At 63.2% G+C, this 16,292-nt stretch carries 15 protein-coding genes; 7 read left to right on the top strand and 8 right to left on the bottom strand.

Translation table 11 applies throughout. The annotated features are described in order from the left end of the window. Positions 1-45 precede the first annotated feature (45 nt). The 3 genes from VKM35_RS06990 to typA all read right to left on the bottom strand — a co-directional run bounded on the left by VKM35_RS06990 (position 46) and on the right by typA (position 4,023). Entirely contained in the window at positions 46-1,641 is a 1,596-nt protein-coding gene (locus VKM35_RS06990; RefSeq protein WP_324319781.1) for an amidase, read from the bottom strand. A gap of 15 nt (positions 1,642-1,656) precedes the next feature. Beyond that, positions 1,657-2,076, bottom strand: coding sequence for a VOC family protein (locus VKM35_RS06985; protein WP_324319779.1), 420 nt, complete (start codon positions 2,074-2,076; stop codon positions 1,657-1,659). A gap of 105 nt (positions 2,077-2,181) precedes the next feature. After that, positions 2,182-4,023: a translational GTPase TypA gene (typA, locus tag VKM35_RS06980; RefSeq protein WP_324319777.1), complete on the bottom strand. Its 1,842-nt coding sequence runs from the start codon at positions 4,021-4,023 to the stop codon at positions 2,182-2,184. Between the two features lie 151 nt (positions 4,024-4,174). Here typA and VKM35_RS06975 point away from each other — a divergent pair, with 151 nt between their 5' ends. After that, positions 4,175-4,681, top strand: a complete 507-nt coding sequence (locus tag VKM35_RS06975; RefSeq protein WP_324319775.1) for a peptidylprolyl isomerase — start codon at positions 4,175-4,177, stop codon at positions 4,679-4,681. Between the two features lie 114 nt (positions 4,682-4,795). Here the strand turns inward: VKM35_RS06975 and VKM35_RS06970 are convergent, their stop codons facing one another. The 3 genes from VKM35_RS06970 to VKM35_RS06960 are packed head-to-tail and all read right to left on the bottom strand — an operon-like array spanning position 4,796 to position 7,298. Beyond that, positions 4,796-5,377, bottom strand: coding sequence for a hypothetical protein (locus VKM35_RS06970; RefSeq protein ID WP_324319773.1), 582 nt, complete (start codon positions 5,375-5,377; stop codon positions 4,796-4,798). Next, positions 5,374-6,549: a M48 family metallopeptidase gene (locus VKM35_RS06965; protein WP_324319771.1), complete on the bottom strand. Its 1,176-nt coding sequence runs from the start codon at positions 6,547-6,549 to the stop codon at positions 5,374-5,376. Before VKM35_RS06965 ends, VKM35_RS06970 begins: the two co-directional genes overlap by 4 nt. Continuing rightward, positions 6,546-7,298: a hypothetical protein gene (locus tag VKM35_RS06960; protein ID WP_324319769.1), complete on the bottom strand. Its 753-nt coding sequence runs from the start codon at positions 7,296-7,298 to the stop codon at positions 6,546-6,548. Before VKM35_RS06960 ends, VKM35_RS06965 begins: the two co-directional genes overlap by 4 nt. Positions 7,299-7,437: 139 nt before the next feature. Here VKM35_RS06960 and VKM35_RS06955 point away from each other — a divergent pair, with 139 nt between their 5' ends. The 6 genes from VKM35_RS06955 (at position 7,438) to prpC (ending at position 13,204) form a co-directional block, all read left to right on the top strand. Further along, complete coding sequence (locus VKM35_RS06955; RefSeq protein ID WP_324319767.1) at positions 7,438-8,637, top strand: pyridoxal phosphate-dependent aminotransferase; 1,200 nt, start codon at positions 7,438-7,440, stop codon at positions 8,635-8,637. Between the two features lie 103 nt (positions 8,638-8,740). Then, the gene (locus VKM35_RS06950) at positions 8,741-9,727 is read left to right on the top strand and encodes a malate dehydrogenase (protein ID WP_324319765.1); all 987 of its coding nucleotides are present in this window, start codon (positions 8,741-8,743) and stop codon (positions 9,725-9,727) included. A gap of 160 nt (positions 9,728-9,887) precedes the next feature. Then, a complete protein-coding gene (prpB, locus tag VKM35_RS06945) occupies positions 9,888-10,775 on the top strand; it encodes a methylisocitrate lyase (RefSeq protein ID WP_324319763.1) in 888 nt (295 codons plus the stop codon). Position 10,776: 1 nt separating this feature from the next. Continuing rightward, the gene (locus VKM35_RS06940; protein WP_324319761.1) at positions 10,777-11,352 is read left to right on the top strand and encodes a hypothetical protein; all 576 of its coding nucleotides are present in this window, start codon (positions 10,777-10,779) and stop codon (positions 11,350-11,352) included. Positions 11,353-11,400: 48 nt separating this feature from the next. After that, entirely contained in the window at positions 11,401-11,967 is a 567-nt protein-coding gene (locus tag VKM35_RS06935) for a hypothetical protein (RefSeq protein WP_324319759.1), read from the top strand. Between the two features lie 82 nt (positions 11,968-12,049). Continuing rightward, complete coding sequence (gene prpC, locus VKM35_RS06930) at positions 12,050-13,204, top strand: bifunctional 2-methylcitrate synthase/citrate synthase (protein ID WP_324319757.1); 1,155 nt, start codon at positions 12,050-12,052, stop codon at positions 13,202-13,204. Between the two features lie 114 nt (positions 13,205-13,318). On the opposite strand, the gene VKM35_RS06925 is transcribed toward prpC, so the two are convergent. Both VKM35_RS06925 and VKM35_RS06920 read right to left on the bottom strand, forming a co-directional pair. After that, positions 13,319-13,771 carry a cell wall hydrolase gene (locus VKM35_RS06925; protein WP_324319755.1) on the bottom strand — a complete coding sequence of 151 codons (453 nt, stop codon included), beginning with the start codon at positions 13,769-13,771 and terminating at the stop codon, positions 13,319-13,321. A 410-nt stretch (positions 13,772-14,181) separates the two neighbouring features. Next, a complete protein-coding gene (locus tag VKM35_RS06920; RefSeq protein WP_324319753.1) occupies positions 14,182-16,209 on the bottom strand; it encodes an NADPH-dependent 2,4-dienoyl-CoA reductase in 2,028 nt (675 codons plus the stop codon). Positions 16,210-16,292 lie beyond the last annotated feature (83 nt).

Below are 16,292 nucleotides of genomic sequence, written 5' to 3'. Positions count from 1 at the left end.
AGGAAGAGAAGCGCGCCGATGTATGCGCGCTTCCCAGTCAGCGAATCAGAACGTGACTGTCGGCTTGTACTCCGGCGCCTTGCGCGCTTTCGTTGCCTGCTCGAACGCATACGCGAAACCGATCAACTCCGGCTCGCTGTACGGACGTCCGAGGAATGCCAAGCCCAACGGCAGACCGTGGCTGTCGCCCATCGGTACGGTGATGCTCGGCGTGCCGGCAACCGCAGCGACGCCATAACCGGCGCCGACGAAATGATCGCCAAGAATGGGATCGGTCAGCCACGCCGGCGACATGCTCGGTGCGATCAGCGCATCGAGATTGTTTTTTTCCAGCACGGCGAGCAATCCATCTTTGCCTGCGAGGCGGCGCGAATTGTCGCGGGCCTTGATGTAGGCGGCGTCGGTAAGCGGGCCGCGCGCCTGCGATTGCTCGAAGATCTCCTGCGCGAAGATCGGCATCGCCTTGGCGGCGTTGGCCTTGTCCCATGCGATCAGCGCTTCAAGCGAACCCTGCGGCGAACCGCTGTTCTTCAGATAGGCGTTGAGCCCATCCTTGAATTCGTACTGCAATACGGTGTTCTCGTCGGCATCCCATTTTCCGTAAGTGTCGATCTTGATGTCGATCACTTCGGCGCCGGCGGCCTTCAGCGCGGCGATGGATTTTTCCGTCGCGGCATCGACATCCGGTTGATAACCCATCGCCTGGCGCAGAACGCCGAAACGCTTGCCCTTGAGCGCGTCGGGTTTGAGGAAGCTGGTGTAATCCTCGGGAATGTTTCCCGCCGCTGCGTGGCCAGCGGGGTCGGCTTCGTCGACGCCGGCGAGGACGTTCATGAAGATCGCGACGTCGCTGACGCTGCGGCCCATCGGGCCAGCGGTGTCCTGCGAAATCGAGATCGGGATGATGCCGTTGCGGCTCACCACGCCAACTGTTGGCTTCATGCCGACCAGTCCGTTTACTGACGACGGACAGATGATGCTGCCGTCGGTTTCGGTGCCGACACCGATCACCGCCAGACTCGCGGCGATCGCAGTGCCGGTGCCGGCGCTGGAGCCGCAGGGATTGCGATCGAGCACATACGCATTTTTTGTCTGGCCGCCGCGCGAACTCCAGCCGGAGGTCGAACGCGTGGAGCGAAAATTCGCCCATTCGCTGAGATTGGTCTTGCCAAGGATCACTGCGCCGGCGGCGCGCAATCGCGCGACGAGAAACGCATCCTGTTTCGGACGATTGTCGGCGAGTGCGAGCGAGCCGGCCGAGTTCGCCATGCCGACGGCATCGATATTGTCCTTGAGCAATACCGGAATGCCGTGCAGCGGGCCGCGGATCTTGCCGGCCTTGCGTTCGGCATCGAGCGCATCGGCTTCTTTCAATGCGTCGGGATTGAGTTCGATGATCGCGTTGAGCATCGGACCGGCTTTGTCGATCTTCGCGATGCGATCGAGATAGGCCTGGGTCAGCGAATGCGAAGTGAATTCACCGGAAGCGAGTTTTTTCTGCGCATCGACCAGGCTGAGTTCGGCGACGGGATCGGCTGTCGTCGTTGGTGCGGTTCCGGTGTTGCCCACCGGCGTAGTTCCGGTGTCGGGTTTGCAGGCGGCGAGCAGCATGATGCAGGCGAGCAGGAAAAGGCGGCGCATGGGCGGTCCTCGATTTCAGTCTTGCGGCGGTGAGATGTCTTGCCCGAACCACAGCACGTGGCCGTCGGGATCGCGGATCTGGAATTCGCGCATGTTGTAAAAACTGTCGCGGAACGGCGTGGGTTCGAAGCCTTCGCGCAGGCAGCGTTCGCGGTCGGCGGCGACATCGTCTGTACGCAGGTAGAAGATCGTTGCCCAGCCCAGGCACTCGGGTTCGGATTCGGCCATCGGGTCGCCGTCGCGCAGGGCAGGGTGCGGGCCGCCGCTCTCGGAAAGCATCAGATCCGACGAACCCAGGCCCATGTGCGCCCAGCGCCATTCGCGCAGTTGCTGTTCGTCGCTGAGCAGGGCGAAGCCGGTGGCGCGGCGATAGAAATCCACGCCGCGCACGACATCGCTGACATTGAGCATCGGCGTGAGGCGACTGATCGGCATGGTGCGGCTCCCGAAACCAGCAGGGCCCGACATGCTGCCATGCCGGGCCCCGGGAGTATTGCGCGGCGGCGTCGCCGCCGCAATCGCGATGCTGTGCTGCTGCGATCAGCCGCGATTGGCTTTCTTGCGATCGTTCTCGGTGCGCTCTTTCTTGCGCAGGCGGATCGCGACGGGCGTGACTTCGACGAGTTCGTCGTCGTCGATGAATTCCAGCGCCTGCTCGAGCGACATCTTGATCGCCGGGATCAGACCTTCGTCCTTGTCGGTGCCGGACGCACGGAAGTTGGTCAGCTGCTTTCCGCGCAAGGCATTGACGGTGAGGTCGTTGTCCTTGGAATGGATGCCGACGATCTGGCCTTCGTAGATTTCCTCGCCCGGCTCGACCATCAGGCGGCCGCGTTCCTGCATCGCGATCTGCGCGTACGCAGGCGACGGGCCGGTGCCATTGGAAATCAGCACGCCGTTCTGGCGCTGGCCGATGTTGCCTTCCGCCCTCGGGCCGTAATGGTCGAACACGTGGAACAACAGGCCGGTGCCGGCGGTGATCGTGCGGAACTCGGTCTGGAAGCCGATCAGGCCACGCGCCGGGATGATGAAGTCGATGCGCACGCGACCCTTGCCGTCCGGTTCCATGTTCTGCATCTGCGCACGGCGCTCGCCGAGGCGCGACATCACGCCGCCCTGGAACTGCTCTTCCAGATCGACAACCAACGACTCGAACGGCTCCTGCTTCTGGCCGTCGATTACCTTGATGATCACTTCCGGGCGCGACACGGCGAGCTCGTAACCTTCGCGGCGCATGGTTTCGATCAGGATCGACAGATGCAGTTCGCCGCGGCCGCTGACCTTGAATTTGTCGGCGTCTTCGGTGTCTTCGACCTTCAGCGCGACGTTGTGCTGCGTCTCGCGCATCAGGCGGTCGCGCAGCTGGCGCGAGGTGAGGAACTTGCCGCCGCTGCGGTCCTTGTTGCCGGCGAACGGGGAATTGTTCACCTGGAAGGTCATGCTGATCGTCGGCTCGTCGACGGTGAGTACTTCGAGCTGCTCGACGGCGGACGGATCACAGACGGTTTCGGAAATGCTCAAGCCTTCGACGCCCGAGATCGCGATGATGTCGCCGGCGTTGGCTTCCTTCACTTCATGGCGTTCCAGGCCCATGAAGCCGAGCACCTGCAACACCTTGGCATTGCGGGTCTTGCCATTGCGGTCGATCACGGTGACCGGCATGTTGGTGCGGATGGTGCCGCGCTGCACGCGACCGACGCCGATGATGCCGACGTAGTTGTTGTAGTCCAGCGAGGTGATGCGCATCTGGAACGGGCCGTCCATGTTCACCGGCGGCGGCTTGACGTGGTCGACGATGGACTGGAACAGCGGGTCCATGTTGCCCGAGCGCACTTCCGGATCGAGGCCGGCGTAACCATGCAAGGCAGAGGCGTAGACGGTGTGGAAATCGAGTTGGTCGTCGGTCGCGCCGAGACGGTCGAACAGGTCGAAGGTCTGGTCGAGCACCCAGCCCGGACGCGCACCGGGGCGGTCGACCTTGTTGACCACGACAATCGGCTTGAAACCCATCGCGAACGCTTTCTGGGTCACGAAGCGCGTCTGCGGCATCGGGCCGTCCATCGCGTCGACCAGGATCAGCACCGAGTCGACCATCGACAGCACGCGCTCGACTTCGCCGCCGAAGTCGGCGTGGCCCGGGGTGTCGACGATGTTGATGCGGTATTCCTCGCCATCCGGGGACTTCCAGCGGATCGCGGTGTTCTTGGAAAGGATCGTGATGCCACGTTCCTTTTCGATGTCATTGCTGTCCATCATCCGCTCGGTGGTCACCGTGCGTTCGCTGAAGGTGCCCGACTGCTTGAGCAACTGGTCGACGAGGGTCGTTTTACCGTGGTCGACGTGGGCGACGATGGCGATATTGCGGAGCTTTTCGATGGACATGACGGGTCGCGCCGGGCAACGGCGCTGTCTCTGGGTAAGGAAGCCGCAAATTATAGCCCGGATTGGGGCCAAGAGACTGATTCCGTTGCCTTATGGCATCCTAGTCGCCCTCGCCGGGCCGCTGCCCGCCCCGAATCCTTCTGGAGCTCCCATGTCCGACCTGATCGCCACCTTCAACACCGCCCGCGGCGCCATCCACGTCCGCCTCTTCCCCGACAAGGCCCCGGTCACTGTCGCCAGCTTCGTGAACCTGGTCCAGCGCGGCTACTACAACGGCCTGAGCTTCCACCGCGTGATTCCTGATTTCATGATCCAGGGCGGCTGCCCACAGGGTTCGGGCACCGGCGGCCCGGGCTACAAGTTCGAGGACGAATGCCGTCCCGACCTGCGCCACGACAAACCCGGCGTGCTGTCCATGGCCAATGCCGGCCCGCGCACCAACGGCAGCCAGTTCTTCATCACCCATGTCGCGACCCCGTGGCTGGACGGCAAGCACACCGTGTTCGGTGAAATCGTCGGTGCCGAAGACCAGAAAGTGGTCGACGCGATCCGCGGCAGCGACAAGATCGACAGCATCACGCTCAGCGGCGATGCCGCGGCCGTGCTGGCTGCGCAGGCCGACCGCGTGGCGGAGTGGAACAAGGTGCTCAGCCCTTGATTTCTTGAACGCCCCGAGAGGATTCCCCGTCTCCCGGCATTTGCAGCAGCGAAGAAAAAACAACGGAGCCGAAAGGCTCCGTTGTCGTTTTCGCCGGCGATTATTTATCCGCAGTCACTTCACGAAGCGGATCGACTCGAACATCTTGTTCACCGCCGCGGCATCGCGGTCGTAGTAATACTCGTTCGGCGCCATCCAGCTGAAATGGGTGAGCTTGCCGTTGTGTTCGGCGGCACCGAAACTGGCGCGGTAGATCAGGCCGCTTTCGCTGGTCAGCGTCGCCTCGAAACGCAGGCCGTCGACACCGCCGAACTTGACCGGGCGCAGGCCGCTGCTGCTGATGTTGCTCCAGCCGCCTTCGCGCAGGGCATCGAGCAGCACGTCGCGGATTTCATCGGCGCGCATGCCGGGTCGATACCACGGGCCATCGGGCCGGCCCTTGCGTTCGCGTGGACCGAGATACACGTGTTCGTTCGGCTTCACGTCTGCGATCACCAGAAAACGATTCAGCGGCGCTCCGTCGATCGTCCACATCTCGGCGCGGGGTCCGTGCACGCGCGACCAGTCCAGCGAAGAATCGATCTGCAGGTTGAGTACGGCGATGCCACTGCTGGCGCTCACCAATCTGTTGGTTGCGCACGCAGCGACGAGGACCAGCAGCAGAGCGAGAACAGCGAAGCGGAACAGACGGATCACGGCGTCGCCTCCATGTCGGAAACATAGCTGAGCACGAAGGCGCGGTCGTCTGCCGCTGGCGCTGCAGCAAGATAATGTTTGAGCGCGTCGACGGCCGCCGACTTGTTGCCCGCGGCACGCAGCGCCATGCCGTTTTCACGCCAGGCTTCGGCAGGCGCGCCGGGCTGGGTGATCGCCTCGGCATAAAGTGCATCCGCCTGCTTGCGGTCATCGCCCTTGTTGCGGCGGCGGTGCGCTTCGCCAAGGAAGAACGTGTACAGGCCGCGATCGCCGGGCTCGGAATTTTGCCGCAGCTCGCCGATCACCTCGATCGATGTGGAATACATCCGTCGCGTCAGTTCGCCTTCCAGCCACTGTTTGAGGAAAGGATGCATCGCAGTGCGATAGCGCGCGGTGCCGAGTTCCTTGCCGGGGTTGGCGATCGCCGCGGCGGCGGCGCGCAGATCGTCGCGGCGCTCTTCGGTTTTCGGATGGCTGGCGAACACCGGAATCGGCTTGCCGTAGTCGCGGGCGTTTTCCTCGCGCAGCATCGCGTCCCAGAGCACGGTGCCAGCGGTGGGGTCGTAACCTTGCTCGACGAGTTTGGCGAAACCGATCTGGTCGGCCTCGCGTTCCTTGTCGCGACCAAACTTCATCATGCCCAGGCCGCCGGCGATGTCGGCCAGCGAGCCGACCACGCCGACGCCTGCACCGGCAGTGATGACGCCGAAGGTGCTGAGGAAAGCCGACGTGTTTTTTATCTTGCGCCACTGCTGCAGGCTGTGACGCTCGCGGTAGTGGCCGAATTCGTGCCCCAGCACCAGCGCCAACTGCGCCTCGTTCTGCATGCGCAGCAGCGCGCCGGTCCAGACAATCAGGATGCCGTTGGGCGCCATCGATGCGTTGAACCACGGCATCTCGATGATGTAGATGCGCAGGTCCTTGCAGTAATCGCCGGAAACCTTGCAGGCGACACCGCGCACGTAGTCGTTGAGCGCGGGATCGCGAACAAGCTGCGGCGATTTGCGCAGTTCGATTTCCGCTTCGTCCATCGCGAACCACAGTTCGGCTTCATCGCTGCCGGCAGCCGGACGCATGCCGGGCTGTGCGGAAGTGATCGCGCTCGCTGCCGTTGCCGATCCGATCGATGCCAACAGCAATGCCAGCGTCGCGAATATCCCGCCCAGCCTCACAGCGGGAATCCCTTGAGCATCGCGTTGGCGGTGTTGGCGGCGCCGCTGGCGTCGCGCAGATCGCCGGTCTGCTTGGCGAGGAAGTTGAACCACACGACTTGTCCGGTGCGCAGATCCACCAGGGTCGTGACGCCGACCTGCACGCCGCCGCCGATATCACCGCCGAGCAAAAGCACGCCGACGATACGCAAGGCCTTGCGGCCGGCGCTGGTGTAGCTGTCGCGCAGATAGGTGAACAGTGCGTAGTCGGCGCCGGTCGCCTTGCGCAATTCAGCGACGCCTGGCCCCAGCGTCCAGTCCAGGCGCTTGCCCTTGGTGGCGAGCTGGTTGCCGGGCTGCGAATAGGCCAGCACGCTCATCGACACGGCCTCGTTGAGCCGGATGATCTGGCTCATGCGCGACTCAGGTGCGAGGTCGAGCGGGATCTTGAAATCCGCGGTGAAGGTCTTGTTGCTGCGGCCCAGGTGTCCGCGGACTGCGGCTGGATAAAGTTGTCGTGCGGATTGCGTCCATTCCTTGCGCGGTTCGGAAACGCCGCCGGCAAGGACTTCGGAAAGCTGGATGTCCGGCTCGATCACCACGACGCTGCCAGAGATACGCAGCGGCTGGCCGTTGGCGTCGGTGGCGATGCGGTTCTCGTTGAAGGCCAGCGCCGGCAACGCGAACAGGCAAAGGAGCAAAGCGAACAGGGCAATACGGACGCGGACGGTGCGCCCGGCGAGCCGTGCGGATGTGTGATTCATGGCCATGGGGTCCCTCCGCAGCCAAGCCTGAGCCCCTGTCTCCGGGCTGGCAAGCCCTCCAGTCGCGGGAGGGCGCTGTGCTACAATTTTTCGGCTTTCTCGCCCTGTTTCCTTCCGCAGTTCCAACAACTTGCCGAGGTTCGCGATGCTACAGCTCGCCCGGCGCATGGGTCGCGCCAAGCCCAGCGCCATCATGGCCGTTGCCGAAAAAGCCAAGTCTCTCAAGGCTGCCGGTCGCGACATCATCAGTTTCTCCATCGGCGTGCCGAATTTCCTGCCCGGCGATCACGTTTACGCTGCCGCCCGCGACGCCCTCGGCAAGGACTCCGGCCAGTACGGATCCAATCGCGGCAGCGACGCGCTGCTGGATGCCTTCCTCAAGCATATCGAGCAGGTCGGCCTCAACGGCTATACCCGCGCGAACTGCGCGACCGGCATCGGCGCCAAGCACATCCTCTACAACCTGGCCGAAGCTCTGCTCGACGAAGGCGACACCATCGCCTACGCGGTGCCTTACTGGACCACCTACGCCGACATCGCCGAGATCTGCAACGCGAAGATTCTCGAGTTGCCGTGCCCGGCAAGTCAGAACTACAAACTCACGCCCGCACAGCTCGACGCTGCATTGGCGACGAAGCCGAAAATCTTCCTGTTCAACAATCCGAACAACCCGACCGGCATGGTCTACGGGAAGGAAGAAATCGCTGCGCTGGCCGAAGTGCTGGTCAAGTATCCGGACACCTGGGTCGTCACCGACGATATCTACAACCGCATGGTCTTCGATGGTCTCGGCTATCACAACTTCACCCACTTCCAGCCGGCGCTGCGCGACCGCGTGATCTTTGTCGATTCGCTGTCCAAGACCTACGGTATGCCCGGCTGGCGCGTCGGCTTCATGGCTGGTCCGGAGATCGTGGCGAAGGCCCTGACCACGCTCAACTCCAACCACATCACCAACATCCCGGAAGTGGTGACTGCCGCGGCGATCGCCGCGCTGAGCGGCCCGCAGGACGTACCGACGCAGAAGAACCTCGAGTTCCAGGGCAAGCGCGACCAGGTGATGGCCGTGATGAATTCCATCCCCGGCGTGATCTGTCCGCGTCCGCAGGGCGCGTTCTATGTGTTTCCGGATATTTCCTGCGCGTTCGGCAAGTCGCACGACGGCAAGAAGATCGACAACGATGTCGACTTCTGCAACGCGTTGCTTGAAAGCAAAGGCGTCGCCTGCGTGCCGGGCTCGGCGTTCGGCGAACCGCGCGCGCTGCGCATTTCCTACACCTGCCCGACCGCGCAGCTGCCGGAAGGAATGAAGCGATTCCAGGAATTTTTTGCCGAGCTGAAGTGAAGCGGGAGACGGGAGAAGGGAGACGTTTGTGCCTCGAACCCGTCGACTGCCACGAAAGCCCATACGTCTCCCATTTCCCCTCTCCCGTCTCCCGGAGTAAAAAATGAAATCCCCCGTCCGTGTTGCCGTCACTGGCGCCGCCGGCCAGATCGGTTATTCGCTCGTCTTCCGCATCGCTTCCGGCGAAATGCTCGGCAAGGACCAGCCGGTCATCCTGCAGATGCTCGAGCTGCCGATGGAAAAAGCCCAGGCCGCGCTCAAGGGCGTGATGATGGAGCTCGAGGATTGCGCGTTCCCGCTGCTCGCCGGCATGGTCGGTACCGATGACGCCAACGTCGCGTTCAAGGACGCCGACATCGCGATGCTGGTCGGCGCGCGTCCGCGCGGCCCGGGCATGGAGCGCAAGGACCTGTTGCTCGAAAACGCGAAGATCTTCACCGCCCAGGGCGCCGCACTGAACGCCGTCGCCAAGCGCGACGTGAAAGTGCTGGTCGTCGGCAACCCCGCCAATACCAACGCCTATATCGCGATGAAGTCGGCGCCGGATCTGAATCCGAAGAACTTCACCGCGATGCTCCGCCTCGATCACAACCGCGCGCTGTCGCAGCTTGCGGGCAAGACCGGCAAGCCGGTCGGCGACATCAAGAAGCTCATCGTCTGGGGCAACCACAGTCCGACCATGTATCCCGACTACCGCTTCGCCACGATCGCCGGCGCATCGGTCAAGGACAGCATCGGCGACGAGAGCTGGAACCGCGAAACCTTCATCCCGAAAGTTGGCAAGCGCGGCGCGGCGATCATCGAAGCGCGCGGCCTGTCCTCGGCCGCTTCGGCTGCCAACGCCGCCATCGATCACATCCACGACTGGGTGCTGGGCACGAATGGCGAGTGGACCACGATGGGCATTCCGTCGGATGGCAGCTATGGCATTCCGAAGGACGTGATGTACGGCTTCCCGGTGGTCTGCAAGGACGGCAAGTACGAAATCGTCAAGGATCTCGCGATCGACGACTACAGCCGGGAAATGATGAACAAGACGCTGGCTGAGCTCGAGGAAGAGCGCGCCGGCGTGGCCAGCCTGCTGGGCTGATCTGCCGGAAATCGAGGGCGACCCGCGGATCGGTCGCTCTCGGCATCCTGCCTCTCGCGACACTCGTGCATCCTGCACATCGACTTCTACATTGCGGGCCTCGGATTCCGACGTGCCCGGGTATCAATCGGTGGGTCCAGGCCTACCTCATGAGGTAGCCATGACCAATCAATCCGCAGGCGCGAAATTCCGCGCTGCCGTCGCCGAAGAAACGCCGCTGCAGGTGATGGGCGCGATCACCGCCTACGCCGGCATGATGGCCAAGCGCGTCGGCTACAAGGCGCTGTATCTGTCCGGTGGCGGTGTCGCCGCCAATTCGCTGGGCATGCCTGACCTCGGCATCAGTTCGATGGAAGATGTGCTGACCGACGCGCGTCGCATCGTCGATGCCACGCAATTGCCGCTGCTGGTCGACATCGATACCGGCTGGGGCGGCGCATTCAATATTGCGCGCACCATCCGCAGCTTCAGCAACGCTGGCGTGGCGGCCGTGCACATGGAAGACCAGGTCGGCCAGAAACGTTGCGGCCATCGTCCCGGCAAGGAAGTCGTGTCGCGCGGCGAGATGGTCGACCGCGTCAAGGCGGCCGTCGACGCCCGCACCGATGCGGGCTTCGTGATCATGGCGCGCACCGATGCCGCGGCCGTGGAAGGCATCGATGCCGCGATCGATCGCGCCTGTGCGTATGTCGAAGCCGGCGCCGATATGATTTTCCCCGAAGCGATGAAGACGCTGGACGATTACCGACGCTTCAAGGCTGCGGTGAAGGTGCCGATCCTGGCCAATCTCACCGAGTTCGGATCGACGCCGTTCTTCACGACCGACGAGTTGCGCGATGCGAACGTCGACATCGCCCTGTATTGCTGCGGCGCGTATCGTGCGATGAACAAGGCGGCGCTGAATTTCTACGAAACCGTGCGTCGCGAAGGCACGCAGAAAAACCTCATCGATACGCTGCAGACGCGCAACGAGCTTTACGACTTCCTCGGCTACAACGCCTACGAAGACAAGCTTGACGCGCTGTTTGCGAAGAAGGACGGCGCCTGACGTGGACACGGCGCCGGGGCCGCGCGAGCGTAACTGGGACGCGTACGCGGCCGTCATCGCGTCGTTGATCGGTTTGCTCGCGCTAGCTGTGTCGGGCTATACGGCCTACCTGCAGCGGCAGCAGACCAGTGCCCAGGTCTGGCCGCGGCTGCAGATCGCCACGTCGAACCTCAACCTGAAGACGATGGTGGCCAACCAGGGCGTTGGGCCGGCGAAGATCACCGGCATGCGCGTCGCGATCGATGGCAAGCCGGTGAAGCAGTGGTACGACGTCGTCGTGGCATTCGGCGACCAAACCGATGGCACGACAGCCGGCTTCTCCTTCACTTCGCTCAACGGCACCGTCCTGCCGCCGGGAGTAACGGCGGAAGTTTTCCTGCCGGTCGACAACGATCCGAGCCGGAAGATGTACGAAAACTACCTCGCCCAGAAAAAGCACTCGTTCCAAATGAGTGTGTGTTATTGCTCGGTGCTCGACGAATGCTGGATCGCCGACACCTCGGCGAAGACGCGCGCCGACCTCAATCGCCCCGCGCAAACGTGTCCGATTCCGGAAAGCGAGCAGTTCGACGATTGACGGCCGACACGACGCAACGTTCACCAATATTTCGAGAAACAACACGGCATGACGCAGAGCGACGAACGCATCGGCGAACCGGCGAAACCGCCGTTCAACTGGGACAAGCTCACCGCGATGATGGCGGTGCTTATCGGCGCCTGCGCGCTCGGGGTCAGCTTGTACACCGCATTCCTGCAGCGTTCGCAGGTCGAGGCGCAAACTTGGCCGTTCCTGCAGCTGTGGCATTCGAACGCCGACTTCAGTTATTCCTTGTCCAATCGCGGCGTCGGCCCGGCACGCATCGTCGATGCCAAGGTGTGGGTGGACGACAAGCAGGTCGCCGATTTCGATGAAGCCTTCGAAAAACTGTCGGGGCGCAAGCCGGCGGACCTGACGCTGAATTTCTTTTCGCGCCGTGTGCTGGCGGCGAACGAAGACGTGAAAATGATCGTTTTCAAGAACCAGGCCGATTACGACGTGTTCCAGGGCAATGGCAAGCGCCTGGCCTTCGAGGTCTGCTACTGCTCCGTGCTCAAGGATTGCTACCTGCTCGATGAACGCGCCAAGTCCGAACAGGCATACATCTCGCCGGTCGCAGCCTGCCCGGTCGGGCCCCCGGGCGAATTCCGCTGACGCGACCAACACGGGTCGGGCGGCCAAGCCGCGCTAAAATCCGTTTTCCACTGCCTTCGGGCGAATGCCGAGAGACCGCTCCATGAACGCACCTGCCGAACAAGTTCTTCCCAAAGCCAAGAAATCCGTCGCGCTCAGCGGCACGGTCGCCGGCAATACCGCGCTGTGCACGGTTGGCCGCAGTGGCAACGATCTGCACTATCGCGGCTACGACATCCACGACTTGGCGACGCAGTCGAGCTTCGAGGAAGTGGCGCACCTGCTGGTGCACGGCACGCTGCCGACGGCGTCGCAACTCAAGGCGTATCGCACCAAGCTCAAACGCCTGCGCGGCCTGCCGGCGATCGTCACCGACGCACTGGAGCTGGTGCCGGCGAATGCGCATCCGATGGATGTGCTGCGTACCGGTTGTTCGGTGCTGGGCACGGTTTTGCCGGAGCGCGAAACGCATCCGGAAGCGGAGGCGCGCGACATCGCCGACCGCCTGATGGCGAGTTTCGGTTCGATGCTGCTGTACTGGTGGCATTTCACCCGCAACGGCCGCCGCATCGACTGCGAAACCGATGACGAATCGATCGCCGCGCATTTCCTGCATCTGCTGCATGGTGAGCCCGCCAGTGCGCTGCATGCGCGCTCGCTCGATCGTTCGCTGGTGTTGTATGCCGAGCACGAATTCAATGCCAGCACCTTCACCGCGCGCGTGATCGCCGGTACCGGCTCCGACATGCATTCCTGCATCACCGGCGCGATCGGCGCGCTGCGTGGCCCGAAGCACGGCGGTGCCAACGAAGTCGCGATGGACATCATTTCGCGCTACGCCAGCGCCGATGAGGCCGAGGCCGATATCCGCGCGCGCGTCGAGCGCAGGGAAATCGTCATCGGCTTCGGCCATCCGGTCTACACGATCAGCGATCCGCGCAATCCGATCATCAAGGAAATCTCGCGTGAGCTGTGCAAGGACGGCGGCAACCAGACGTTGTTCGACGTCAGCGAGCGCATCGAGAACCTGATGATGGACATCAAGAAGATGTTCCCGAACCTCGATTGGTACAGCGCTTCTGCCTACCACATGATGGGCATTCCGACGCCGCTATTCACGCCGCTGTTCGTGATCGCGCGCACCAGTGGCTGGTCGGCGCATGTGATCGAGCAGCGCATCGACGGCAAGATCATCCGTCCAAGCGCGAACTACACGGGGCCGGAAGATCGCGCCTACGTGCCGATCGAAAAGCGCTGAGATTTACCGGTTTTCCGGGGCAACAAAAAAGCCGCCTTCGGGCGGCTTTTTTTCATGTCTGCAGATCGCGGATCAGTTCGGCGCCGATGCTTCGACGCCGAAAAAACGAACCCATCAATGCGCCGACAGATGATCCACGTTGTAGAACGTGTGCGATCCGATCGTCGCCACTTCCGGGTAGTGCCGCCAGGCCGGCTGGGCCTGGTCGAGCGCGGCGAAATGGCTGGCGCCTGGAACGACTTCGTGGCGACTTGCCAAAGGCTGCGCCCAATCCTTCTGGGCCTTGAAGGCGACGTCGACGGCGCGCTGCCAGGCTTCGACATTGCTTAGGCGCAGGCCGGGGTTCACCAGGGTCGGGGCGAACTGCTTCGGCGCGGTCACGACCTTGCAGACCGAATCGCCCCAGCGCCCGTCTTCCTGGCGACGCAGGGCGACTTCTGCAACGGCGCGCTGGCCGAGCTCGGATTGGTCGCGGGCTTCGAGGTAGACGGTGGTCGCCAGACACAGGGGGTCGGCGGTGTGCTGAGGCAGCAGGCTGGCCAGCCAAAGCAGGAAAGACAGTTTCATCGCGCGGGTCCTTGCTCCGTGGTCCGGCTCCTGGCGGTGAATCGCAGCCTGCGGATCGGGTGATCCTCAGACACAGGGGACGGACGTGACGTGTTGGGGATGGACGAGCTTGGCTCGCATTCCGGGCGGCGGTCTTGGTAGGGCTGCCCTGGAAATCCCGCTAACCGTGCACTGCGGGACCGTGTGTGACCCGGATGCTTTCGGGTCGGTTCGGGGGCGCATCCTACGGATCGAAACCAAACGTTGCCTGAACGGCTTGCTATAAATCGTTGATTTTACTTGGAGTGATTACTCAGGAACGCGCTGTAACTCGCGTCATTGCTGGTCTTGTCGGTCTGAACGCCGTTGGTCGGACGAATTTCACCGACCACAATATGTTGTGCTGATTGAGGGTTTTTCACACAAGTCGCTTAGAAACCTGCGGCAAGTCGGCTGCCTTGGCTGATCGCGCGCTTGGCGTCGAGCTCGCTGGCGACATCGGCACCACCGATCAGATGCGGCGTCTTGCCCGCGGCCTGCAGCGGCTCCAGCAGGGAGCGCAAAGGCTCCTGGCCGGCGCAGACAACTACCGAATCCACCGCCAGCAATTCTTCCTTGCCGCCAACCCGGATACGCAGGCCGGCATCGTCGATGCCGAGGTATTCCACGCCGCCGAGAGCTTTGACGCCTTTGGCCTTGAGCGTGGCGCGGTGGATCCAGCCTGTGGTCTTGCCGAGTTTCGCGCCGGGTTTGCCCGGGCTGCGCTGCAGCAGCCAGACTTGCCGGGCCGGCGCTTCCGGATGCGGCTTGGTCAGCGCGCCGGGGCCATCGAAATCCGCGCGCACGCCCCATTCGTCCATCCAGCGCGCCGGATCGAGCGTGGGCGAGGGTGCGTCCTGCACCAGGAACTCGGCAACGTCGAAGCCAATGCCGCCGGCGCCGATCAAGGCCGCGCTCGCGCCGACTTTCACCTTGCCGGTCAACACATCTATATAGCTGCAGACTTTTGCGTGATCCGATCCCGGGAAGGCGACCTTGCGCGGCGTGATGCCGGTGGCGAGGACGATTTCGTCGAAGCCGCCGGCAAGCAGGTCATCGGCACCGACGCGCAGGCCCAGGCGCTGCTCGACACCATGAAGCGTGAGCATGCGGCCGAAATAGCGCAGCGTTTCCGAGAACTCTTCCTTGCCGGGAATGATCCTGGCGAGATTGAACTGGCCGCCGATGCGATCGGAAGCATCGAACAAGGTCACCCGATGCCCGCGTTCGGCCGCGACCGAGGCGCAGGCCAGGCCGGCCGGACCGGCACCGACGACGGCGATCTTTTTCGGCGTATTGGTCTTGCGGTAGTTGAGCTCGGTTTCGGCGCAGGCGCGCGGGTTGACCAGACAACTCGCGTTCTTGTTTTCGAAAGCGTGATCGAGGCAGGCCTGGTTGCAGGCGATGCAGGTGTTGATCTCGTCGCGTCGCCCGGATTTGGCCTTCGCCACCCAGCCCGGATCGGCGAGCAGCGGCCGCGCCATCGAAATCATGTCGGCCTGACCCGAGGCGAGGATGTGCTCGGCAACTTCCGGCATGTTGATGCGATTGGTGGCGACCAGCGGCAGCGCGATATGGCCCTTGAGTTTTGCCGTGACGCCAGCGAACGCCGCGCGTGGCACCGACGTGGCGATGGTCGGAATGCGCGCTTCATGCCAGCCGATGCCGGTATTGATGATGGTGGCACCGGCAGCTTCGATCGCTTTCGCCTGCAGAACGATTTCGTTCCAGTCCGATCCTTCCGGTACCAGTTCGAGCATCGACAGGCGATAGATGATGATGAAGTCGGTGCCGACCGCCTCGCGAATACGCCGGACGATTTCGACCGCGAAGCGCATGCGCTTTTCCGGCGTGCCGCCCCAGGCATCGCTGCGCGTGTTGGTGCGCGCCGACAGGAACTGATTGATCAGGTAGCCTTCCGAGCCCATCACTTCGACGCCGTCGTAACCGGCGTCGCGCGCCAGCCGCGCGCAATTGACGTAGGCCTTGATCTGCCGCTCCACACCCCAGGCGCTGAGGGCGCGCGGCTTGAACGGATTGATCGGTGCCTGCACAGCCGTCGCGGAAACGGTTAGCGGGTGATAACCGTAGCGGCCGGCGTGCAGGATCTGCAGGCAGATGCGACTGCCGGCTTCGTGCACGGCCTTGGTGACGATGCGGTGCTTGTGGATTTCCCACGGCCAGCTAAGTTTTGCGGCGAACGGTTTGAGCCAGCCGACCAGATTCGGTGAGACGCCGCCGGTAACCATCAGGCCGACACCGCCTTCAGCACGCTCGCGGAAATACGCGGCGAGTTTGGGGTAGTCGCGGCTGCGATCTTCCAGGCCGGTATGCATCGAGCCCATCAGCACGCGGTTGGGCAGCGTGCAGAAGCCGAGATCGAGCGGCGCGAACAGGTTTGGAAAGGGGCTTGCGCTCATCGGGAGTACGCTGGCGTAGGGCAGGGCGGAACGATGCCCGGAAAGCGTTGAGCAAACAAGCTGGGTGCGGCCGCCGCTCCGGC

Source organism: Arenimonas sp. (assembly GCF_035312645.1).
Taxonomy (GTDB): Bacteria; Pseudomonadota; Gammaproteobacteria; order Xanthomonadales; family Xanthomonadaceae; genus Arenimonas.
This window is presented reverse-complemented; position numbering and strand designations above follow the sequence as displayed.